The organism is Streptomyces sp. JNUCC 64, assembly GCF_054484115.1.
Window position 1 is genome coordinate 3,133,719 of record NZ_CM137015.1, and the last position, 22,502, is coordinate 3,156,220.

Below are 22,502 nucleotides of genomic sequence, written 5' to 3' on the forward strand. Positions count from 1 at the left end.
ATGTCGAGGGCGAGGGTGGCACGGCGGATCGCCGCGGGCGCGGCGTACGGCGGCGGTGGCATCGGGCTGCTGGGGGTCGCGACGGTCGGCGTGGTGCTGGCCGAGGTGCGGCTGGCGAGACGGCAGGTCGGCAACCACGGGGGGACGGGTTCCGCCCCGCCGCGCGCCGACGGCCGGTACGGCACGGCACTGACGGCCGGGGGCGAACCGCTGCGGCTGGTGATGCTGGGCGACTCGACCGCGGCCGGGGTCGGGGTGCACCGGGCGCGGGAGACCCCCGGGGCCCTGCTCGCCTCGGGGCTCGCGGCGGTGGCCGACCGCCCGGTGGAACTGCGCACGGTCGCGTCGCCGGGCGCCCGCTCCGACGACCTGGAACGCCAGGCCGGGCTGGTGCTGGCCGGGCCGGAGCGGATGCCCGACATCTGCGTGATCATGATCGGGGCCAATGACGTCACCCACCGCATCCCGGCGACCCGTTCGGTGCGCTGTCTGTCGACCGCGGTGCGACGGCTGCGGACCGCGGGGGCGGAGGTGGTGGTGGGCACCTGCCCCGACCTGGGGACGATCGAACCGGTGTACCAGCCGCTGCGCTGGCTCGCCCGGCGCACCTCCCGGCAGCTGGCCGCCGCGCAGACCATCGGCGTGGTGGAGCAGGGCGGGCGGACGGTCTCCCTCGGGGACCTGCTGGGCGCGGAGTTCGCAGCGAACCCCCGGGAGCTGTTCGGGCCCGACAACTTCCACCCCTCCGCCGAGGGGTACGCCACGGCGGCGATGGCCGTGCTGCCGACGGTGTGCGCGGCGCTCGGGGTCTGGCCGGAGGAGGAGCGGCCGGACGCCTCCCGCGACGAGGGGTTCCTGCCGGTGGCCCGGGCGGCGGTGCGCGCGGCGGAGGAGGGCGGCACGGAGGTCACGGCCGCCCCGCAGACCGGGCCCCGGGGCCCGTGGGCCCTGCTCAAGCGGAGGCGTCGGCGGCGCATCCACAGCCCCGGCCCGGAGGTCGGCGAGCAACGCCCCACCGGCGCGACCCCCTGACGAACGACCCCGGCCCGTCCTCGACCCCGGCCCGGCCCGCCCCGCAACGGACCGGACCGGTGCGCTGCGTCTTGCCGGACGCGATGTCTGAGGTACCGATCCGTTTTCTCCCCGTTTCCACCGGGAATCCGGCGTGATGGCCCCGAGCGGACGGCGGGGCGAGCGACCCGCCGAACAGCGGGAACATGACCGGAACCCTTCACCCTCGCGACGAGAACCAGCCACTCGCCGACCCGCCTCGCCCATCCCCGCTCACCCGCCCCCCGCTCCCCGCTCCCGCCCACGACCCCACCCGGCCCCGTCCAGCCACCAAGCCCTCCCCGCGCGATGGGCGCCCCGCCGCGCACCGCGCGGGGAGTAAGCTGAGCAAGCGCTTGGAAATGCGGTCCGCGTCACATCCCGAGCCCCGTGACCCGAGGGCTACGTGACGGTAACTTCACGAAGCGCGTCCCCGCGGACCCCGCGGACCCCATGGGTCCCATGGGTCCCGGAGACCGGCGGAACGAACGGGGCGACGACGGGAACCGCGAGGACCCGGACCAGCCCCGCGAGCCCGACGAGCCCGAACGAGCCCCCTGGCGAGGAGAACCCCGATGCCCGAAGCCGTGATCGTCTCCGCCGCGCGCTCCCCGATCGGCCGCGCCTTCAAGGGCTCGCTGAAGGACCTGCGCCCCGACGACCTGACCGCCACGATCGTCGCCGCCGCGCTGGCGAAGGTCCCCGGGCTGGACCCGCGCGAGATCGACGACCTGATGCTCGGCTGCGGACTGCCCGGCGGCGAGCAGGGCAACAACCTGGGCCGGATCGTCGCCGTCCAGCTGGGCATGGACCATCTGCCGGGCTGCACGATCACCCGCTACTGCTCCTCGTCGCTCCAGACCAGCCGGATGGCGCTGCACGCGATCAAGGCGGGCGAGGGCGACGTCTTCGTCTCGGCGGGCGTCGAGACGGTGTCCCGTTTCACCCAGGGCAACTCCGACAGCCTCCCCGACACGCACAACCCGCTCTTCGCCGGGGCCGAGGCCCGCACCGCCGCCGTCGCGGAGTCGACCGGCGCCGACTGGCACGACCCGCGCGAGGACGGGCTGCTCCCGGACGCGTACATCGCGATGGGCCAGACCGCCGAGAACCTCGCCCGACTGAAGGGCGTCACCCGCCAGGAGATGGACGAGTTCGGCGTCCGCTCCCAGAACCTGGCCGAACGGGCCCTCGCGAACGGCTTCTGGGCACGGGAGATCACCCCCGTCACCACCCCGGACGGCACGGTCGTCACCGCCGACGACGGGCCGCGCCCCGGGGTCACCCTGGAGGGCGTGGCGGGACTGAAGCCGGTGTTCCGCCCGGACGGACTGGTCACCGCCGGGAACTGCTGTCCGCTGAACGACGGGGCCGCCGCCCTGGTCGTCATGAGCGACACCAAGGCCCGGGACCTCGGACTGACCCCGCTGGCCCGGATCGTCTCGACCGGGCTGTCCGCGCTCTCCCCCGAGATCATGGGCCTCGGCCCGGTCGAGGCGTCGCGGCAGGCGCTCGCCCGCGCCGGGCTGGCCATCGGGGACATCGACCTGGTCGAGATGAACGAGGCGTTCGCCGCGCAGGTGATCCCCTCCTACCGGGAGCTGGGCGTGGACCTGGACCGGCTGAACGTGAACGGCGGCGCCATCGCGGTCGGCCACCCCTTCGGCATGACCGGGGCACGGATCACCGGGACCCTGATCAACAGCCTCCAGTTCCACGACAAGCAGTTCGGACTGGAGACCATGTGCGTAGGGGGCGGCCAGGGCATGGCGATGGTGATCGAGCGCCTGTCCTGACCTGCCCGGAGGCCGCCCGGGGCCCGTTCGAGGCCCGTCCGGAACGCCCCCGGAGCAGGTCCTGGCCTGCTCGGAGGCACCTTCGGGGCGGTTCCGGAGCCCCTTCCGGGACCACCCCGGAAGGGGCGCGGAGGCGCTCCGGAAGGGTTCTGGAGGCCGGGTGCGGGCGCCGGGCCGGACTTGGCGCTCACCCGCCGTTTCGCCCCGACCCCTTGAGGGCGCGGCCCGGCGTTCGTTACGGTGTGCGCCCCCGGGCGTGCGCCGCGGATCGTGACCCCGTCTCCCCCGGGATGTGATGTATCTCCTGGGGGAGAAGCGTTTGCGCAGCTCACACGTGATGTCCGGGTCATCGTCTACCTCGGAAGCTGTCCGATTCGTGACGTAATGCACTGACAGTTGACGGGTCCGCCCTTCAAGCTGAGGTAGGAAGTCGGGGGTCGACTGACACCGGGAGTACTTTCGTGAGCGCCTTGCCCATCGCTTTGCTGGTCACCACGGCCGCCGCCACGGCCGTCGGCACCGCCGCCCTGTACGCCGTGCTCGGGCTGCGCCGTCAGCTCACCGGACTGCGCGCGGAGCTGACCCGGCGGGCCGCCGAGGACGCCCGGGCGCGGGTGCCCGCCGCCCGGTCCGCCGACACCGGGGAGATACGCGCGGCGGTCGCCGCCGCCCTGGCGGAGGAGCGGGAGCGCGAGCTGGCCGAGGCGCGCGCCTTCTGGGCCGCGCAGGAGGCCCGGGACATCGCCGACGCGCCGTCCCTGCTGGGGCTGACCCCCGACGACCTGTACCTGCCCCGCCAGGTCGACTTCACCGGACTCGCCGAGGCCGAGATCCCGCACCCCGCCGACGGACCCGACCGCGGACCGGGCACCGGCCCGGCCTCCGGGGCGGAGCTGCCGGACGGCCCGGACGGCCTCGTCGAGGCGCTGGCGGACCTGGCGGACGGCGCCGACACCGTGGAGGGGCTCACCGAGCCCGTGACGCGCACCGCCGACCCCGCCGTGGACGGCCACCCCGGCGACTCCCCCGAGCTGGCCGCCGCCCGCCGCCGTCACCCCTCGCACCCCGACTTCGTCCCCGCCCAGGCCCCGCACTCCACGCCGTTCACGCCCACCGGCGACCACGAGCGCACCGTGCTCTGCCTGGAGGAGCTGGCCGCGAGCCGGGCCGCCCTCGCGGACGTGCGCCCCGGTCCGCTCGGCACCCTGGACGTCTACGTCTTCGAGGACGGCACCACGCTCTGCATGACCCCCGGCCACCGCGAGACCGCCGAACGGCTCGCCGCCGCGCTGCGCTCCGGTGACGCGCCGGTGCTCCTCGGCGGCTCCGGGATCTCGGGCGCCTACGCGCTGACGTTCTCCTGCGGCGCGGACACCGTCTACGTCCTCGCGGACCGCGTCATCGCGTCCCTCTGACCCACGGCCCCACGGGCCCGTCTCCGCGCGACCGACCCGTCCCGACCACGGCGGGGGGCGCGCACGGACCCGGCGGGGCGCCCACGGCGGGCCCGCACGGCCCGCGAAGCACCTCCCGTACGCGTACGACGACGGGGGCGGCGGAACCTCGCTGGGTTCCCGCCGCCCCCGTCGTCGTACGCGTACGGTCGTCCCGCCGCCCAAGTCGCCCCACCTGGCCGGTCGCGCCGTGCGGGCCCGGTCGCGGCACCGGCCTCCGGCGGGCGCGGACGTCCGTACGGGACGTTCACCATCGTCGACCCGGCGGCCGTCGGCGGGGGCCGTCGGCGACGGCGGGCCCATCGGCCGTCGCCGGGGCGGTCCACCGATCCGTCGAGGGGTCCGCGCCGCCCGGGCAGCGCGGTGGTCCGCCGACGCGTCGGCCGGGCGGCGCGGTGGTCCGCCGGATGCGTTGGCGGTCCGCACGCCCCGGGGCGCCGGTTCAGACCCCGGCGCGCCGCTGCGCCTCCTCGACCAGGGCGACCGCTTCGGCGAGCTGCCCGGGGTCCCCGAGGGCGACCGCCAGGTCCCGGCCCGCCACGGTGACCTGGTCGGCGACGGCGAACATGCCCGCGTCGGGCATCTCCCGGGGCTCGGTGTCCGGGTCCTCGACGCGCTGCGCGCGCCGGGACAGCTCCCGGGCCAGTTCCAGCGCCTCGGCCGCCGCGCCCCGCTGGAGGCGGCTCTGCGGGGCGGCCCGCAGATGGTCGGCGAAACGGTCCACGGCGGCGGTCAGCGGCGTCGTATCAAGCACGGGGCCGACCCTATGCGATCCGGACGGGCCACGGCGGCGGGCCGGGCGCCGGGGTCCGGGGCGTCAGGGCTCCGGCGGGGACGGGCACCGGGCCGCCCGGGCGGGGCAAGGTGGTGGGGAAGGGCCGGGGGGACGGTGCGGTGCGGGCGGGAACGCGGGACGGCCCCGCGAACCTCGTCGGTTCGCGGGGCCGTCCGTCAGTCGGAGCGGGTGACGGGCGCGGGGCCCGTCACCGGATCAGTCGCTGCTCTGGAGGATCGCGATCAGCCGCAGGAACTCCAGGTAGATCCAGACCAGCGTCATCGTCATGCCGAACGCGGCCAGCCAGGCCTCCTCGCGGGGGGCACCGTAGGCGATGCCGTCCTCGACCTGCTTGAAGTCGAGGGCCAGGAAGCAGGCGCCGAGCAGGACGCCGAGGACACCGAAGATGATGCCGAGCGTGCCGCTGCGGAAGCCGAGGCCGTCACCGCCGCCGAACACCGCGAACAGCAGGTTCACGGCCATCAGCAGGACGAAGCCGAGCGCCGCCGCCATCACGAAGCCGACGAACCGGCGGTTGACGCGGATCCAGCCCGCCTTGTAGGCGACGAGGACCGCGACGAAGACCGCCATGGTGCCGATCACGGCCTGCATGGCCGCGCCGCTGGCGATGCGGTTGTCGACGATGCTGGAGATGACGCCGAGGAAGACGCCTTCCAGGGCGGCGTACGTCACGATCAGCGCGGGCGACGCCTTGCGCTTGAAGGACTGGACGAGGCCCAGCACCATCGCGGCGAGGCCCGCGACCACGGCGACGCCGATGGCGCGGCCGATGTTCGCGTCGTCCACCGGCAGCAGCGCCCAGGCGAGCGCGGCCGTGACGACCAGGATGCCGAGGGTGGTCCCGGTGCGCACGATGACGTCGTCCATCGTCATGCGTCCGGTGGTGGCCGGGGCCTGCGGGCCGGAGCCCTGGAGACCGTCCGGCTGGGCGTAGGGGTTCTCGGCGTACGGGTTGGTCGGCGCGGGGGTGCCCTGCGCGTACGGGTTGCCCTGGGTCTGGACGGCGGGTCCCCCGGCCTGCGGCGCGGCGTTGAAGCCCGCGTAGCCGTTGTCGCGGCTGAACCCCCGACGCGAGAAGACCGGGTTACTGCTCCTCATCTCACTCCTCCATGGCCGCCGTGCGCGGCCTTGGCTCAAGAGTAATGTGCGGGCAAAGCGTCTCCCCTAGTGCCTAGGGAGGATCTTTCCCCTTCCGTTACGGAAGAACGTCCGGCCGTCGCCGTCTGTTCCCGCACCCTCACCCGTTTTCGTCTTGTCCCCGTCCAGCTTCCCGCACCGCCGCCCCGATGGCCGCGCGGCCCGCCCGGACGGGCCGCGCGCGGAGTCGCGCACCTCACATCCGGCCCGCGCTCCCCGGCGTCCTAGAGCCCGCTCCGGGCCCGTCCTGGCGCGCTCGGGAAGCCCGACGCCACTCTCCCGGCCCAGGGCCGGAGCCCGCCACCGGATTACCCCGTCCGGGGGGCCGGAACCGCCATCGGGCGATCATGAACCGCTTTTCCGGAAGGGCCGGGACCGCTGGAACCGCGAAACCGGGAGTGACGACCGGCGGCGGGGCGGGGCGCGACCGGTGTACGGCCACCACGGCGCGACAGCGCCCGTAGCCGGAATCCGGAATGAGGAACCCGGGGGAAGGGGAGAGGAGAGGACGGAGAGGGGGGAAAGCGGGAGCGCCGAGAGAGACGGAGGGAGAGGGAAGAGAGAAGGGGGCCCGGGGAGGATGGAAGCCGGACGGGGTGGACCGGGGATGCGCGGATCCTCGTCGGTGAGATTCCCGCGGTGTTCCCCAACCCCGCGGGATACTCTGTGAATTTCGGTCATTACCCCCGATCCCGGTGGGCCGAGGGAGGTAGTGCCCGGAACCGGACTTGAACCGGTACGCCCCGCGCGGGGCAGCGAGGTTTAAGCTCGCCGTGTCTGCATTCCACCATCCGGGCCTAGGGCCGTGGCGCCGTGACCAGGGGCCCGAGCCTATCCGGACAGGTAGCCCGAACAGCCGAGACCCAGCCCGATGTTGTCTGATTTTATTGAGGTCTGAGGGAGCATCAGACACGGGGCCCCACCGTCCCGCACCCAGAGATTGCCCCTGGCGCCTGACTCCCATGCCCGTCCACGAAATGACGGGATTTCACCGTCCGTGTAAGGGGTCGTTCAGTCGTTCGGTGAGGTTTCGGCCAACGCGCCACCGACGTCCGTCAATCGGACGGTCCACACACCACTCGCACGATTTCTCCTCATCCCCCACACCTTCTCCACCGGACCGGCGCGCTCCGGGGCCACCCCACCGACACCCGGGGCGAACGGGACCAATGGGGCTGGTAGGGCTGGTGGGCCAGCGGGGCGGACAGCGTCACGGGCTGATGGCATCGAGGGGACGGGGCCACGGGCCTTGGACCGGCGCACCGACGGGCGGCGCACCGAGGAGTGCGGCGTCCGCCTCCGGAAACCGGTGGGCAGAGGGCGGGAGACCACACCCGGTCGGAGCCGGGGGTCATCCCCAGGTATGACTCCCGGGGGCCCGGTGGTACTCGGGACTGTCCCAGGAACCGGGACTACGGCTGACTCCCGGCGGCGGATCAGCCGACAAGATGGAAGTCGTCCCGCACCGATCCGACAGGAGCCCCCTCCCGTGACCACCTACTCCATCGCCGACCGGGCCACGGGCGTGGCCGCCCGCGCCACCGACCTGAGCAAGGTCTACGGCCAGGACGAGACCAAGGTGGTCGCCCTCGACCACGTCACCGTCGACTTCCACCAGGCCCAGTTCACCGCGATCATGGGCCCGTCCGGTTCCGGCAAGTCCACGCTGATGCACTGCGTCGCCGGACTCGACAGCTTCACCGGTGGTTCCGTCCGGATCGGCGACACCGAGCTGGGCACGCTCAAGGACAAGCAGCTCACCCAGCTCCGCCGCGACAAGATCGGCTTCATCTTCCAGGCGTTCAACCTGCTGCCGACCCTGACGGCGCTGGAGAACATCACGCTCCCCATGGACATCGCGGGCCGCAAGCCGGACCAGCGGTGGCTGGACACGGTGATCGACATGGTCGGTCTGCGGGCCCGGCTCGGCCACCGTCCCACCCAGCTCTCCGGCGGTCAGCAGCAGCGCGTGGCGGTGGCCCGCGCCCTGGCCTCCCAGCCGGAGATCATCTTCGGTGACGAGCCGACCGGAAACCTCGACTCGCGCTCCGGCGCCGAGGTGCTGGGCTTCCTGCGCAACTCGGTGCGCGAGCTGGGCCAGACGGTCGTGATGGTGACCCACGACGCGATGGCCGCCTCCTACGCGGACCGCGTGATCTTCCTCGCCGACGGGCGGATCGTGGACGAGATCCTCTCCCCCACCGCCGACGCCGTGCTGGACCGGATGAAGGCGTTCGACGCCAAGGGCCGCGTCAGCTGACCCACCGGGTCCGACCTCCGCCCGGCCCCACGGCCCGGCAGCCGCCCGCCCGCCGTCCCGCCGCCACCCCGGCCCTCACTCCAGGACTTCACTCCCATGTTCCGTACCGCCTTGCGCAACGTCCTCGCGCACAAGGCCAGGCTGCTGATGACCGTGCTCGCGGTCATGCTCGGCGTCGCGTTCGTCTCCGGCACCCTGGTCTTCACCGAAACCCTCGGCAGCGCCTTCCGCAACCAGTCCGCCAAGAGCTACGAGGGGGTCGCCGTCACCGTGGGCGGTCCCGTCAAGGACCGTCAGGAAGGCGGCATCCCGGCCGCCACCCTCAAGAAGATCGAAGGCGTGGACGGGGTCTCCGGAGTCACCGGGCGGGTCTCCGGCTTCGCCGGGGTCGCCGACCCCAAGGGCGAGCTGATCGGTGTCGGCTGGTCCAACAGGGGCGGCAACTTCGCGCCGGGCACCGACGGCGAGGACCCCGCGTACGACTTCGTCCGGGGCGAGGGGCCGGTGGAGGACGGCCAGGTCGCCCTCGACAAGGCCACCGCCGAGAAGGGGAAGTACGAGGTCGGCGACACCGTGCGGGTCGCCACGACCGGCCTGGTCAAGGAGTTCACCCTGAGCGGTGTCTTCACGACCGAGGACGGCGCGGTCAACGTCGGCGGCAGCCTGGTGCTGTTCGACACCGACGTCGCCCAGCGGCAGTACCTGCGGCCGGGCTACTTCCAGGACCTCACCGTCGCGGCCGACTCCGGCACCTCCGCCACCCAGGTCCTGGCCGATGTGAAGCCGCTGCTGCCGAAGGGCTCGGACGCCAAGACCGCCGACGCCCTGGCGGCCGAGGAGGCGAAGCTCATCGAGACCGAGATGTCGGGCATGAACACGATGCTGCTGGCCTTCGCCGCCATCGCGCTGTTCGTCGGCGTCTTCCTCATCGCCAACACCTTCACCATGCTGGTCGCCCAGCGCACCCGTGAGCTGGCGCTGATGAGGGCCGTCGGCGCGTCCCGGCGGCAGGTCAAGCGCTCGGTGATCCTGGAAGCGCTGTTCGTCGGCGTCGTCTCCTCGGTCATCGGCTTCGGCGTCGGCCTCGGGCTGGCCGTCGGACTGCGCTCGGCGATGGCCTCGTGGGACCTGGTGCTCCCGGACGGTCCGCTGGTCGTCCCGTCCACCGCCTTCCTCGCCGCGCTCGGCGTCGGCGTCGGCGTCACCGTGCTCGCCGCCTGGCTGCCCGCCCGCCGGGCAGCGAAGATCGCCCCGGTCGCCGCGATGAGCAGCGTCCACGCGGTCGCCTCCGCCAAGTCGCTGCTGGTGCGGAACATCATCGGCTCGATCCTGACCGCCGCCGGTGCCGTCGCCATCGCGGCCGGTGCCTCGGCCAAGGGCAACGACGGCCGCATGATGATCGGCGCGGGCGCGTTCCTGGCCCTCATCGGGGTCATCGTGCTCATCCCGCAGCTGGCGCGCCCGGTCATCGCCGTCTTCCGGCCCTTCCTGAGCAAGGCGTTCGGGGTGTCCGGCAAGTTGGCCGCGCAGAACTCCGTCCGCAACCCGCGCCGCACCGGCGCCACCGCCTCCGCGCTCGCCATCGGTCTGACCCTGGTCACCGGGCTGACCGTGATCGGCGCCACCGTCAGCCAGGCCATCGACCGGGCCACCACCGACAACGTCCGCGGCGACTACCGGATCAGCACGGCCAGCATGCAGGACCCGCTGGAGAAGGCCGCGGTCACCGCGACGGAGAAGACCCCGGGCCTGGCCGCGCTCTCCCCGCAGCAGGCGACCTCGGTCAAGATCGAGGACGACTGGTGGGCCGCCTCCGGCGTCGACGCCGCCGGGGTGACCGAGGTCTTCCACCTGCCGGTCGTCAACGGCTCCCTCGACACCCTGGCGAAGGGACAGGTCGCCGTCGCGGAGAAGACCGCCGACAAGAACGGCTGGAAGTCCGGCGACACCGTCTCCCTGACCTTCGCGGGCGACGAGGCGGAGAAGGTCCGGAAGGTCACGATCGGCGCGGTCTACGAGGACAACGAGTTCGTCTCGCCGTACGTGTTCGACCAGAAGGTCCTCGCCCCCTACGAGGAGCGCCCCGACATCCGGGAGATCTGGGTCAAGATGGAGGGCGGCGCCACCGAGGCGAACAAGCAGGCCCTCGTCGACGCCCTCGGCAACAACCCGGGCATGGTCATCCAGGACCAGCAGGAGTTCCGCAGCGAGATGAGCGGCATGATCAACATCATGCTCAACATCATGTACGGGCTGCTGGCGATGGCCCTGGTGATCGCGGTCCTGGGCGTCGTCAACACCCTCGCCATGTCGGTGTTCGAGCGTCAGCAGGAGATCGGCATGCTGCGGGCGATCGGCCTCGACCGGCCGCGCGTCAAGCTGATGATCCGGCTGGAGGCCGTGACGATCTCGATGTACGGCGCCTTCGTCGGCATCGCGCTCGGCTCCTTCCTCGGCTGGGCCATCGGCGAGACGATCCGCGGTGACATCCCCGGCTACGAGCTGGTCATCCCCTTCGGACGGATCGGGCTCTTCCTGCTGCTGGCCGGACTGGTCGGCATGCTGGCCGCGATGTGGCCCGCGCGCAGCGCCGCCAAGCTGAACATGCTGACGGCGATCAAGACGGAGTAGCGCGCCGGGCCCCCTCCCGGAGCGGCCGCTCCCGGGCCCCGGTACCGGACCCCTCCGGTACCGGGGCCCGTCCCGTTCCCGGTACCGGCCGTCCCCTTGCCGGACACCGCGCCAGGGGCCCGCGCGGGGCCGCAACGGGATGAGGACGGACGGGGCCGGGACCGGAGCGGGGACGGGCACGGGGACGGGGACGGGCACGGGGACGGCACTGGTACGGGGACGGGCGGGGCGCGGGGACGGGGTCAGGACGCGGCTCCGTCCGGCGCGTCCTCCCGTCCCGGGCCCGCCGCCAGTCCCGCCGCCGGGCCCGCGTCCTCGGTCCACACCCGGGCGCGCAGGGGCAGTCCGGCGGTCCCGGAGTCCCCGGCGCGGACGGCGAGGACCTGGTTGACGCCGATCCGGTTGCGTTCGAAGGAGAGCGCGGACGCGGCCATGTAGAGCCGCCAGACGCGGGCCCGGCCCGGGGAGACGAGCCGGACCGCCCGGTCCCAGTCCGCCTCCAGGTTGGCCACCCAGCGGCGCAGGGTGAGGGCGTAGTGCTCACGGATCGACTCCAGGTCGCGGACCTCGAACCCGGCCCGTTCCAGGACGCTCACCGTGGTGCCGACCGGTGCCAGCTCCCCGTCCGGGAAGACGTACGCGTCGATGAACGCGTCCACCCGGTAGGCCGACTCGTCGTCGAGCGGACGGCGGGCGATCTGGTGGTTGAGCAGCCGTCCGCCGGGCCGCAGCAGCCCGTACAGGGCGCGGGCGTACTCCAGGTAGCGGTCCGCGCCGACGTGTTCCGCCATCCCGATGGAGGAGACGGCGTCGTACGGCCCGTCGGTGACGTCCCGGTAGTCCTGGACGCGGATCTCCACCAGGTCGGCCAGGCCCTCGTCGGCGACCCGCTTGCGGGCGTACGCGGCCTGTTCCCGGGAGAGGGTGACGCCGACGACCCGCGCCCCGTGCTCCCGGGCGGCGTGCAGGGCCAGGGAGCCCCAGCCGCAGCCGACGTCCAGCAGCCGGGTGCCGGGCCCCAGCCGCAACTTGCGGCAGACCAGCTCCAACTTGTCCCGCTGGGCGTCCTCCAGGGTCCCCGCGGCCCCCGGGGTCACCGGGCCGCCGTCCGGCGGGGAGCCCGGGTCGTCCCAGTACCCGCAGGAGTAGACCATCGAGGGGCCGAGGACCAGCGCGTAGAAGTCGTTGCCCACGTCGTAGTGGTGGCTGACGGCCCGTCGGTCGCTGCGGCGGGTGTGCCGGTGCGGACGGTCGCCGCCGCGCGGACGCTCCTCGCGGGGCGGCGACGGCGGCGGCAGCGGACGGGCCAGGACGGCGAAGGAACGGGCCGCCGCGCGCACCGACGGGTCGCGCAGGGAGCCCAGCAGCCCCGGGGCCCCCTCCTCCCGCTCCCAGGCCAGCCCGGCGAGCCGGTCCAGCGCCTCGTACAGATCGCCCTCGACGTCGAGCTCCCCGGCGACCCAGCCCCGGGCCAGCCCCAGTTCCCCCGGCTTCCACAGCAGTCGGCGCAGGGCCCTGCGATGACGGACCACCAGGGTCGGGGGCGGGGTCCCGGCCCGGTCGGCGGCCGGGACCGGAGGGTCGGACTCCGAACCGTCCCAGGCGCGGACGCGCAGCGGGAGCGGGGCCCCCGACAGACGTTCCACGAGGGTGCGGATCCGGTGGGCGGCTGGCTGCATCGCGGGTGTCCTCCGTGGTGGGGCGGGATGACGGACCATCACCACGTAAACACCGGCGGGGGCGGTGGGCAGTCCCGTCACCGGGTGCGCCCGGCGTATTCCCGCCAGCTCCCTCCGGGTGGCGGAACCCGCACGGCGGGGACGGAGGACCACGCCCGGCCAGTCCGGGACCCGCCCCCGGTGTGGCCGGGGACCCACTCCGGGCGGGAGCGGGGAGCACGCCCGGCGGACGCGGGGGCGGCGCCCGGCGGGAGCCCGGGGAACACGCCCGGCGGACGCGGGGGCAGGACCGTCCGGAGCAGGGAACACGCGCTGCGGGAGCGGGGACGACAGGACCCGTGGAAGCGGGAACGGCACCCCGTGGAAACAGGGACGGCCCCGGCGGGAGCCCGGGGAGCCCGCCCGGCAGGAGCCGGGACCGCACCCGGCGGACACGGGCACGGCGCCCGGCGAGGAGCGGGCGCGGCGGGCCGCGCGGAGCCGGGAACGGCGGACCGTGCGGGGCCGGGAACGCCCGAGGGGCCGTCCGCACCACGGATGGCGGACGGCCCCTCGGGCTGTGCTGGAGCGCGCGGATCAGGCGCTGAGCTGCTCCCGCTTCTCCTGCTTCGCGGCGGGCGGCGGGGTGGGCTTGGCGGCCTCGTAGAACTCCTCGCGGGGGGTCTCGATGGCGCCGAGCGAGACGACCTCGCGCTTGAGGAACATACCGAGCGTCCAGTCCGCGAGGACCCGGATCTTCCGGTTGAAGGTCGGCATGGCCATGCCGTGGTAGCCACGGTGCATGTACCAGGCGAGACGGCCACGGAGCTTGATCTTGAACTTGCCCATGACGATCATCGCCACGCCCTTGTGCAGGCCGAGGCCCGCCACCGCGCCCTTGTTGGCGTGGCTGTACTCCTGCTGCGGGAAGCCCCGCATGCCGGAGATGACGTTGTCGCCGAGGACCTTGGCCTGGCGCAGCGCGTGCTGGGCGTTGGGCGGGCACCAGGCGTTCGGGTTCCCGGCCTTGCGGCCGACCACGTCGGGGACCTGGGCGTTGTCGCCCGCGGCCCAGATGTAGTCGGAGCCCTGCACCTGGAGGGTGGTCTGGGTGTCCACGTGGCCGCGCGGGCCGAGCGGCAGGCCGAAGCGGGCGAGCGCCGGGTTGGGCTTCACACCGGCGGTCCACACGATGGTGCCGGCGTCGACCTCCAGGCCGTTCTTCAGCACCACGTGGCCGTCGACGCAGGAGTCCATGGAGGTGTTGAGGTAGATCTCCACCCCACGGCCCTCCAGGTGCTCCTTGCCGTACTGGCCGAGCTTGGGGCCGACCTCGGGGAGGATCTTGTCGGCGGCGTCGACGAGGACGAAGCGCATGTCCTCGCGGGAGACGGTGGTGTAGTACTTGGCCGCGTCCCGGGCCATGTCCTCGACCTCGCCGATGGTCTCGGCGCCGGCGAAGCCACCGCCGACGAAGACGAAGGTCAGCGCCTTGCGGCGGACCTCCTCGTCGGTCGTGGAGTCGGCCTTGTCCAGCTGCGCCAGCACGTGGTTGCGCAGGCCGATGGCCTCCTCGACGCCCTTCATGCCGATGCCCTGCTCGGCGAGGCCGGGGATCGGGAAGGTGCGGGAGACGGCACCGAGCGCGATGACCAGGTAGTCGAAGGGCAGCTCGTACGCGTCGCCCACGAGCGGCGCGACGGTGGCGACCTTGCGGTCCTGGTCGATGGTGGTGACCCGGCCGGTGAGGACCTCCGCCTTGGGGAGCACGCGTCGCAGCGGGACGACGACGTGCCGCGGGGAGATGTTTCCGGCGGCGGTTTCGGGCAGGAAGGGCTGGTACGTCATGTACGACCGCGGGTCGACGACCGTAACCGTCGCCTCGCCGTACCGCATCTTCTTCAGAATGCGGCGCGCCGCGTACAGACCGACGTACCCACCGCCTACTACGAGGATCCTGGGACGCTCCGTGGTGCTCATGCCATCGAGTATCCACCCGGTCGGCAGGGGTACTTCGTGCGCCCCTTCACAAGGTTGGGGGGACCCTCTGCTATAGTGCGCGACCCGCGTGACACAGGTCATGCGCACCGGGGGGAACCCGCAACGTCCCCGATACGTTGGGACACCCCTGTCAATACCGTCTGAGCTGCGCCGTCGACCTTCCGGACCCCCCTCGGACCCCTTGATCCCCCCGTCCGCGTAACACGCCGGGAACACCCCACCCTGGACCGACTCGGGACCTTGGACCCTTAGGTAGGGGTCTCGACGGGCTTCAGGGCCCCCGCCTGGGACTTTTTCCTTGTGAAGAACTTCACGAACTTTCTGGCACGGAGTGCCTGGGAGGGCTCCCGGAGGGCCTTCCGGGGCCCCTCGGAGGGTCTTCGGGAGGGCCCCCGGAGGCCCTCCCGAAGACTCGGGGAACGCGGTCGGCGGGGGCTCGGCGGCAGGGCACCCCGGGACGGCCGACCACTCGAATCCCACTCCCGTGTACACGCTCACGCGTACACTTCTCCTCATGGACCACGTGGAGAAGAACACCGTGACCGTCCGGGAGGCCCGGGCCCATCTCTCCGACCACATCAACCACGCCGAGCGGGGCACCCCCACCGTGATCACCCGCAACGGGGTGCCGGTGGCCGCCGTGGTGCCCATCGCCGAGTTCGAGGCGCTGGAGGAGGCAGCCGACGTCCTGCTGGCCCGTGAGGCGGAGGCCGTCCTGGCCGAAGGGGGTCCCACCGTGTCGATGGCCGAACTGCTGGCCGACCTCTTCGCGGAGCCGGACCGGGGCGTCGCGTGAAGTACGCCTTCCGGTTCACGGCCGCCGCCCAACGGCAGTTGCGGGCCCTCGACCGGACCGCCGCGATGCGCGTCCTGACCGCGCTGACCGCGCTCGGCGACGACCCGTACCGCGAGGACGCCGACGTCAAACGGCTCACCGGCCCCTCCGGGCTCTACCGGCTCCGGGTCGGCCCCTACCGGGTCGCCTACCGGGTCGAGGACGGCGAACTCCTCGTCCTAGTGGTCAAGGTGGGCGACCGGCGGGACGTCTACCGGGGGCTGTGAGGCCCTGAGGTGCCCCGACCGCGACGGGCGCACCCCGGGCCCCGCGTCAGCGTCCGGCCGCCTCGATCGCCTCGAAGATGTCGGCGTCGGTCTCCCGCTGCCACGCGGGCAGGTCCGGCCAGTCGGCGACGTAGCCCGGCTTGGGGTCCCCGAAGTGGCGGTACATCTGCGCGGTCCAGGCGGTGGCGACGAACCGGCCCTTCTGCTCCCGGGTCAGCCGTGCCGCGTGCCCCTCGCTCACGTCGAGGAACTGCCGCACCTGCGCGTACACCGCTCCGGCGGCCGACCGCTCCCACTCGGGCGTCCCGTCCCACGGGGTGACGTACCCGGGCTTCGGCTCACCGGGGAAGTGGGCGCGCACCCCCGCGATCCACGCCTCCCGGAACAGTCGGGCTCCGTCGGTCTCGGTCAAGGCTTCTCTCCTCTTGGTCCGCTCGCGTACGGCGCGGGATTCCCCGCACCCGGTCCCGTCCGCACCCCGGTCGCGACGCGCGACTAACGCAGCGGGGTGTCCCAGCGCAGGATCGTGGACCCGCCGGAGACCTTGACGGCGACCTCCACCACACGGCCGTCGGCCAGGTACACGGTCCGCACCACCTGGGTCACGACGACATGGGCCGTCAGCCCCAGGGCGTCCTTCTCGGCGGCGGTGGGCAGCCGGGACGTCACCTCTTCCAGCACCCTGTCCTGCGCCACCCCGAGCCGCTCCGCGGCCAGTTCCCTGGACCCTCCGGTGGAGACGGGCTCGGCCAGTTCGGGCGTCACGGCCACCACATGGGCCGGATAGTACGAACTGCTGACGTGCACCGGCGCGTTCTCGCGGCTGACGATCCGTCGGCGGACGTGGACCGGGGTGCCCGGGGCGACGTCGAGGCGCGGGGCGACCAGTTCGTCCGCGCCCACCGTTCCGACCTCGACGATGCGGGAGGTCTCGCCGCCGCCCAGGGCCGTGCCGGTCGACTCGTACAAGCGCACCCGGGCCGGGATGTTGTTGCTGATCGGCCCCGCGACGACCGTGCCGACGCCCGCCCTGGGCAGGGTCAGCCCCTCGGCCTTGAGCACGCGGTACGCGCGGTTCGCGGTCGTGTTCGCGACCCCGAACCGTTCGCAGACCTCACGCAGCGACGGCATCGTGGCCCCCGGTTCGAGGGCTCCGTCCTGGATCCGCTGGCGGTAGTAGGCCGCGATCCCCTCGTATCCCACCTGGGCCATGCCCGTCTCCCTTTCCCGCTTCGCGTGTGCCACATCCATCCTGACCGAGTGCAGCGCTACACGAAAGAGGGTAGATCACGCCCACATGTAGCGCTACTAGTAGCGTTGAATAGGGCTACTGCTCTACCTTGCTGGCGATGCGTCGGGTCCCCTGCCACCGAAGTCGTCTCTCCGACAAGGGAAGTGAGCCCATGGAACAGTCCGAGCGCCCTCAGCCGGGCGCCCGCTCCGCTCGCGTTCCGGACCTCCGTCCGGACACCGGAGCCCGCCGCGCCTCACCCGATGGACCACCTCCCGTCCTCCTGCTGGCCGGTGAGCCCGGGTCAGCGAGGACGGCCCGGGAGTTCGTCCGCGACCAGGTGCGACGTCAGCTGCCCGGCGCCTCCGACGACCACCTCGAAACGGTCGTCCTGGTCACCAGCGAACTGGTCACCAACGGCATCCGCTACGGCACCGGACCCGGTGAGCTCCTGCGTCTCGTCGTCGACGCCGACGACGTCCGCACCCGGGTGGAGGTCCACGACCCGGTCCGGCGGCACCCGCGTCCCAGACCCGAGTCCGCCGTACGCGGCCGGGGACGCGGCCTCGTCATCCTCGACGCGGTGTGCCCGGGGCGGTGGGGCGTGACCGAACTGCCCCTGGGCAAGTGCGTGTGGGCGGAGGTGACGGCCGCGCCCCGAACCGCCGGGGGCGGCCCGCCCGGGCGGTGGTGAGTACCGCCGGGGCGGGGCCCGACCCTCACAGCGTGATGAGCCGGACCGCCGTGACGGTGAGCGCGCCGGAACCGCTCACGTAGTAGACGACGATGGCGTCGGCGGCCGTGACGGTGGCCTCGCGGTAGTCCCGTTCGCCGCGCCGGGCCTCCACCGAACCGTGGCCGTACGGGTCGCGGCCGATGGTCGTCCGCATGCCCTTGTCCAGCGCGTCCCGGCGCTGAGCGGACAGTCGGCGGCGGGCCGTCTCCGCCTGCGCGGCGTAGGCGATGCGATAGGGCATCCGTCAGGCCCCCTCGTCGTCGAGGAAGGTGACCCCGGTGTAGTCACCGGCCCGCAGCCGGTTCACTTGGGCGTCCGTCTCCTCCTGGGCGCCGGGAACCGTGCGCAGCGCCCATAGCGCCAGGCGGAGGGGGATCTCCGGGCCCACGACCGTGGTGATCTCCGCGTCGAAGGCGCCCCGTTGCCCTTCGGGGAGGGCCGCTCGCACCTCCGCGATCGTGGACGGCAACGCGACCTCTCTGCCGTCCACGACGGTGGTCCAGCTGTCCGCCGTCTCGTTCACCCCGTGCCCTCCTTCGTACCGTGCCGCTCGGCGTGACGACCGTACGCCTGGACTCCGCCCGTTCCCAGGGCGGACGGAATCGCACGGACGCACGTGGACGGACGAGCCGTCGCGCGTTGACCGGCCCGGCCGCCGGGCGGTGGTGAGTGCCGCGCCGGGGCGGGGACGGGCCCGTGGTGGCCACTCGGGCGGTTCCCCGCGCCCCCGCAGGGCGCCCCGTCAGGGGCGCGGGGAACTGCGCGACCAGCCACCACGGACCCGAGGAAGACGACGCACCGCCCGAGGCGGAAGCCAGGGGCGCGGGGAACCGCGCGAACGGCCACCACGGACCAGCGGCCGGGCCGCAGGCTGCGGCCCACCCGTCCGGCGCGCGCACGACGGCCCCGGCGCACGCACGGTGTGCCGGGGCCGGTCAGCCGTGCCGGACGGGGCGTCAGGCCCGGTCGGTGGCGGTCGGGGCGGGCGGGGTCGCCGTCTCCGCGACGGAGAAGGCGATGCCGTCCAGGATGTCGTGTTCGCTGACCACGACCTCGCTCGCGCCGGTGCGCTCCATGATCGCCAGCAGTACCAGGGCGCCGGGGCCGATCACGTCGACGCGGCCCGGGTGGAGCACCGGGATCGCGGCGCGTTCGGCGTGGGTGGAGGTCAGCAGGCGTTCGGTGATCGCGCGGACCCGCTCGTAGGGGATCCGGGAGTGGTGGATCGCGGACGAGTCGTACGCGGGCAGGTCCAGGGCGATCGCGGCGACCGTGGTGACGGAGCCCGCGAGGCCGACCAGGGTGCGGGCCTCGCGCAGCGGGACGGTCTGTTCGGCGAGGTCGAGGGCGGCCTCGACGTCCGCGCGGATCGCCGCCACCCGCTCCGGGGTCGGCGGGTCGGTGACCGTGCCGTCGTGGGCGAGGTGGCGTTCGGTCATCCGGACGCAGCCGATGTCCACCGAGCGGGCCGCGCGTACGTGGTCGTCGCCGACGACGAACTCGGTGGAGCCGCCGCCGATGTCGACCACCAGATAGGGGCGGTCCAGGTCGGCGCGGCCGGTCAGGCCCCGGGTGGCGCCGGTGAAGGAGAACTCGGCCTCCTGGTCGCCGGTGATCACCTCGGGGTCCACGCCGAGGATCTCCCGGACGCCCCGGACGAAGTCGTCGCGGTTCTCGGCGTCCCGGCTGGCGGAGGTGGCGACGAAGCGGAGGCGCTCGGCCCCGTGCTCCGCGATCACCGCCGCGTACTCCCGGCAGGCGGCGAAGGTGCGCTCCAGCGCCTCGGGGGCGAGCCGTCCGGTGCGGTCCACGCCCTGGCCGAGGCGGACGATCGTCATCCGGCGGTCGAGGTCGGTGAGGGCGCCCGTCGCCGGGTCGACGTCCGCGACCAGCAGCCGGATGGAGTTGGTCCCGCAGTCGATGGCGGCGACCCGGGTCACTGCCGGCCCCCGGCGGCCGGGGCGGGCGCCTCGGCGGCGTCCGTCACGGGCGTCACGCAGGGGCCCTTGCGCCACCACTCGGGCAGCAGGGCGATCGCCTCGTCGCCGAGCGGGTTGACCCCGGGGCCCGCTGCCAGCGAGTGGGCGACCAGCACGTGCAGGCACTTGACGCGGTCGGGCATGCCGCCCGCGCTGGGGAAGCCGGTCAGCTCCTCGATCTCGTCGCGGCGCCGGATGTAGTCCTCGTGCGCGGCCCGGTAGGCGGCGGCCAGCTCCGGGTCGGTGCCCAGGCGCTCCGTCATCTCCTTCATCACGCCGTCCGCCTCCAGGGTGCCGATCGCCGAGTTGGCGCGCGGGCACGTCAGGTAGTAGAGCGTCGGGAAGGGGGTGCCGTCGGGGAGCTTCGGGGCGGTCTCCACGACGTCCGGCAGCCCGCAGGGGCAGCGGTGCGCGATGGCGCGCAGACCGCGCGGGGGCCGTCCGAGCTGTTCCTTGAAGGCCGCGACGTCGGCGTCGGTCGGCTCGGTGCGCGGGGTGGTCGGCGGAGCGGTTTCCATGCCTGGGGCTGCGTCTTTCCGTTTCGGGCGCTTCCCGGGGGTTCCCGGGGTGTCGGTCGGGTCGGGGTGGGGGCGGGGGTCGTCAGGGAGAGGTCAGGGAGAAGGGGACGGGGCGGGGGTCGCGGCGTCGGCGCGGTCCAGGGCGCCCCACAGGGTGGTGTACCAGGGGCGGTCGGGGGCGCTCCGGTCGGCCCGGTGGTCGTCCTCGCCGCGCGGGTCGACCACGGTGTAGCCGATCTCGCCGGGCAGCACGTAGTGCAGCCGCTCCCTGACGCGCTGCTCCGCGTAGGCGTCGTCCTGCCAGCGGGCCTTCTCGTCCCGGAGCCGTTCGACCCGGGCGCGGGCGTCCTCGCGCTCGCGGAGCTGGTCCGCGATGTCGGCGCGCTGGGAGACGTACTGCCGTATCGGGAAGGCGAGCGCCACGACCAGCGAGCAAAGCACCAGGGTCAGCAGGGCGGCCCGGCCGGTGAGGCGCGAGCGGCGGGCCTGGCGCCGGGTCTGGGAGCGGTACACCCGGGCGGCGGTCTGCTCCCCGAGCACCCGCAGCCTGGTCGCGGTCGAGAACCGGTCCCGGTCCTTGACGGCCATCTCTCGGCCTCCCCGTCACTCCCGTGATGTGCGTACGTCCCCGCACACGGTACGGGACCGGGTGCGGGGACGTCCGCAGCCACCCTCGTCCGGGCCCGGGCGGGGGCCGGACGGGGTGGCCGTGGGTGATCGGGTGATCAGCCCTTGAAGCGCGGGAAGGCGCTGCGACCCGCGTAGACGGCGGCGTCGTCGAGGATCTCCTCGATGCGCAGCAGCTGGTTGTACTTGGCGACGCGCTCGGAGCGGGCCGGGGCGCCGGTCTTGATCTGGCCGCAGTTGGTGGCGACGGCGAGGTCGGCGATGGTGACGTCCTCGGTCTCGCCGGAGCGGTGGCTCATCATGCACTTGAAGCCGCTGCGCTGGGCCAGCTCGACGGCGTCCAGGGTCTCGGTCAGCGAACCGATCTGGTTGACCTTGACGAGCAGGGCGTTCGCGGAGTTCTCCTCGATGCCCCGGGCCAGGCGCTCCGGGTTGGTGACGAAGAGGTCGTCGCCGACGAGCTGCACCTTGTCGCCGAGGCGGGAGGTGATCTCGTTCCAGCCCGCCCAGTCGTCCTCGAACAGCGGGTCCTCGATGGAGACCAGCGGGTACGCGTCGACGAGCTCCGCGTAGTAGTCGGTCATCTCGGCGGCGGTGCGCTCCTTGCCCTCGAAGACGTACACGCCGTCCTTGTAGAACTCGGAGGCGGCGACGTCGAGGGCGAGGGCGACCTGCTGGCCGGGGACGTAACCGGCCTCCTTGATCGCTTCGAGGATGAGGTCGAGGGCCTCGCGGTTGGAGCCGAGGTTCGGGGCGAAGCCGCCCTCGTCGCCGAGGCCGGTGTTGAGGCCCTTGGCCTTCAGCACCTTCTTGAGGGTGTGGTAGACCTCGGTGCCCCAGCGCAGGGCCTCGGAGAAGGACTCGGCGCCGATCGGCGCGATCATGAACTCCTGGATGTCCACGTTGGAGTCGGCGTGCGAGCCGCCGTTCAGGATGTTCATCATCGGCACCGGCAGGAGGTGCGCGTTGGGGCCGCCCAGGTAACGGAAGAGCGGCAGGTCGCTGGCCTCGGAGGCGGCGTGCGCGACGGCGAGCGAGACGCCGAGGATGGCGTTGGCGCCGAGCGACGACTTGTCCGGGGTGGCGTCCAGGTCGAACATGGCCTGGTCGATCAGGCGCTGCTCGGTGGCGTCGTAGCCGACGAGCTCCGGGCCAATCTGCTCGATGACCGCGAGGACGGCCTTCTCGACGCCCTTGCCGCCGTAACGGTTGGCGTCGCCGTCCCGCAGTTCGAGGGCTTCGAAGGCGCCCGTGGAGGCGCCGGACGGAACGGCGGCACGGCCGGTGCTGCCGTCGTCGAGGCCGACCTCGACCTCGACCGTGGGATTGCCTCGGGAGTCCAGGATTTCCCGGGCTACGACGACGTCGATGGACGGCACGAGCATCTCCTTCTGGGATGTGACGCGGGTACGCGGGGCCGGTGACCCCGCCGCCCCTGAGCCTAACGGCCCCCGGGGCTCCGGCCACTCGGCAGCCCGCCCTGTGGACAAACGGAAACCAAATTGTTCCGAACGCAAACAAATGTGTCCGGGGGGCTTCACCTGAGCTTTTCCGGGGCCGGACGCA

General features: G+C 73.2%; 20 protein-coding genes and 1 tRNA gene. 8 read left to right on the forward strand and 13 right to left on the reverse strand.

The window, feature by feature from the left end; translation table 11 throughout:
• From ACVWNX_RS12690 to ACVWNX_RS12700, 3 genes are all read left to right on the forward strand, one after another.
• Nucleotides 1-1,032: an SGNH/GDSL hydrolase family protein gene (locus ACVWNX_RS12690; RefSeq protein ID WP_454414021.1), complete on the forward strand. Its 1,032-nt coding sequence runs from the start codon at nt 1-3 to the stop codon at nt 1,030-1,032.
• A 593-nt stretch (nt 1,033-1,625) separates the two neighbouring features.
• Complete coding sequence (locus ACVWNX_RS12695; protein WP_454414022.1) at nt 1,626-2,846, forward strand: acetyl-CoA C-acetyltransferase; 1,221 nt, start codon at nt 1,626-1,628, stop codon at nt 2,844-2,846.
• 461 nt (nt 2,847-3,307) lie between these two features.
• Nucleotides 3,308-4,261 (forward strand): hypothetical protein, encoded by a 954-nt coding sequence (locus ACVWNX_RS12700; protein ID WP_454414023.1) that lies wholly within the window; start codon nt 3,308-3,310, stop codon nt 4,259-4,261.
• Nucleotides 4,262-4,742: 481 nt separating this feature from the next.
• Here the strand turns inward: ACVWNX_RS12700 and ACVWNX_RS12705 are convergent, their stop codons facing one another.
• The 3 genes from ACVWNX_RS12705 to ACVWNX_RS12715 form a co-directional block, all read right to left on the reverse strand.
• Nucleotides 4,743-5,054 carry a hypothetical protein gene (locus ACVWNX_RS12705; RefSeq protein WP_454414024.1) on the reverse strand — a complete coding sequence of 104 codons (312 nt, stop codon included), beginning with the start codon at nt 5,052-5,054 and terminating at the stop codon, nt 4,743-4,745.
• Nucleotides 5,055-5,291: 237 nt separating this feature from the next.
• On the reverse strand, nt 5,292-6,194 hold the full coding sequence (locus tag ACVWNX_RS12710; protein ID WP_454414025.1) for a Bax inhibitor-1/YccA family protein: 903 nt from the start codon (nt 6,192-6,194) through the stop codon (nt 5,292-5,294).
• Nucleotides 6,195-6,946: 752 nt separating this feature from the next.
• Nucleotides 6,947-7,030: transfer RNA gene (locus ACVWNX_RS12715), tRNA-Leu, on the reverse strand.
• A gap of 692 nt (nt 7,031-7,722) precedes the next feature.
• Here ACVWNX_RS12715 and ACVWNX_RS12720 point away from each other — a divergent pair.
• Complete coding sequence (locus ACVWNX_RS12720) at nt 7,723-8,493, forward strand: ABC transporter ATP-binding protein (protein ID WP_454414026.1); 771 nt, start codon at nt 7,723-7,725, stop codon at nt 8,491-8,493.
• Between the two features lie 96 nt (nt 8,494-8,589).
• Nucleotides 8,590-11,124, forward strand: coding sequence for an ABC transporter permease (locus ACVWNX_RS12725; RefSeq protein ID WP_454414027.1), 2,535 nt, complete (start codon nt 8,590-8,592; stop codon nt 11,122-11,124).
• Between the two features lie 242 nt (nt 11,125-11,366).
• On the opposite strand, the gene ACVWNX_RS12730 is transcribed toward ACVWNX_RS12725, so the two are convergent.
• Both ACVWNX_RS12730 and ACVWNX_RS12735 read right to left on the reverse strand, forming a co-directional pair.
• Nucleotides 11,367-12,803 carry a class I SAM-dependent methyltransferase gene (locus ACVWNX_RS12730; protein WP_454414028.1) on the reverse strand — a complete coding sequence of 479 codons (1,437 nt, stop codon included), beginning with the start codon at nt 12,801-12,803 and terminating at the stop codon, nt 11,367-11,369.
• Between the two features lie 576 nt (nt 12,804-13,379).
• Complete coding sequence (locus ACVWNX_RS12735) at nt 13,380-14,762, reverse strand: NAD(P)/FAD-dependent oxidoreductase (protein WP_454414029.1); 1,383 nt, start codon at nt 14,760-14,762, stop codon at nt 13,380-13,382.
• A 544-nt stretch (nt 14,763-15,306) separates the two neighbouring features.
• Here ACVWNX_RS12735 and ACVWNX_RS12740 point away from each other — a divergent pair.
• Complete coding sequence (locus tag ACVWNX_RS12740) at nt 15,307-15,579, forward strand: type II toxin-antitoxin system Phd/YefM family antitoxin (RefSeq protein WP_454414739.1); 273 nt, start codon at nt 15,307-15,309, stop codon at nt 15,577-15,579.
• Nucleotides 15,576-15,845, forward strand: coding sequence for a type II toxin-antitoxin system RelE family toxin (locus ACVWNX_RS12745; protein WP_454414030.1), 270 nt, complete (start codon nt 15,576-15,578; stop codon nt 15,843-15,845). Before ACVWNX_RS12740 ends, ACVWNX_RS12745 begins: the two co-directional genes overlap by 4 nt.
• 46 nt (nt 15,846-15,891) lie before the next feature.
• On the opposite strand, the gene ACVWNX_RS12750 is transcribed toward ACVWNX_RS12745, so the two are convergent.
• Together ACVWNX_RS12750 and ACVWNX_RS12755 are read right to left on the reverse strand one after the other, a co-directional pair.
• Complete coding sequence (locus ACVWNX_RS12750) at nt 15,892-16,257, reverse strand: hypothetical protein (RefSeq protein WP_454414031.1); 366 nt, start codon at nt 16,255-16,257, stop codon at nt 15,892-15,894.
• A gap of 83 nt (nt 16,258-16,340) precedes the next feature.
• Nucleotides 16,341-17,057, reverse strand: a complete 717-nt coding sequence (locus ACVWNX_RS12755; RefSeq protein WP_454414032.1) for a GntR family transcriptional regulator — start codon at nt 17,055-17,057, stop codon at nt 16,341-16,343.
• A 191-nt stretch (nt 17,058-17,248) separates the two neighbouring features.
• Here ACVWNX_RS12755 and ACVWNX_RS12760 point away from each other — a divergent pair, with 191 nt between their 5' ends.
• Nucleotides 17,249-17,770, forward strand: a complete 522-nt coding sequence (locus ACVWNX_RS12760) for an ATP-binding protein (protein WP_454414033.1) — start codon at nt 17,249-17,251, stop codon at nt 17,768-17,770.
• A gap of 25 nt (nt 17,771-17,795) precedes the next feature.
• On the opposite strand, the gene ACVWNX_RS12765 is transcribed toward ACVWNX_RS12760, so the two are convergent.
• From ACVWNX_RS12765 to eno, 6 genes are all read right to left on the reverse strand, one after another.
• The gene (locus ACVWNX_RS12765) at nt 17,796-18,053 is read right to left on the reverse strand and encodes a hypothetical protein (protein WP_454414034.1); all 258 of its coding nucleotides are present in this window, start codon (nt 18,051-18,053) and stop codon (nt 17,796-17,798) included.
• Between the two features lie 3 nt (nt 18,054-18,056).
• Nucleotides 18,057-18,335, reverse strand: a complete 279-nt coding sequence (locus ACVWNX_RS12770) for a hypothetical protein (RefSeq protein WP_454414035.1) — start codon at nt 18,333-18,335, stop codon at nt 18,057-18,059.
• A 433-nt stretch (nt 18,336-18,768) separates the two neighbouring features.
• Entirely contained in the window at nt 18,769-19,752 is a 984-nt protein-coding gene (locus ACVWNX_RS12775; protein WP_454414036.1) for a Ppx/GppA phosphatase family protein, read from the reverse strand.
• Nucleotides 19,749-20,309: a DUF501 domain-containing protein gene (locus tag ACVWNX_RS12780; protein ID WP_454414037.1), complete on the reverse strand. Its 561-nt coding sequence runs from the start codon at nt 20,307-20,309 to the stop codon at nt 19,749-19,751. Before ACVWNX_RS12780 ends, ACVWNX_RS12775 begins: the two co-directional genes overlap by 4 nt.
• Before the next feature lie 93 nt (nt 20,310-20,402).
• A complete protein-coding gene (locus tag ACVWNX_RS12785; protein WP_454414038.1) occupies nt 20,403-20,897 on the reverse strand; it encodes an FtsB family cell division protein in 495 nt (164 codons plus the stop codon).
• Nucleotides 20,898-21,034: 137 nt separating this feature from the next.
• Entirely contained in the window at nt 21,035-22,315 is a 1,281-nt protein-coding gene (gene eno, locus ACVWNX_RS12790; RefSeq protein WP_454414039.1) for a phosphopyruvate hydratase, read from the reverse strand.
• Nucleotides 22,316-22,502 lie beyond the last annotated feature (187 nt).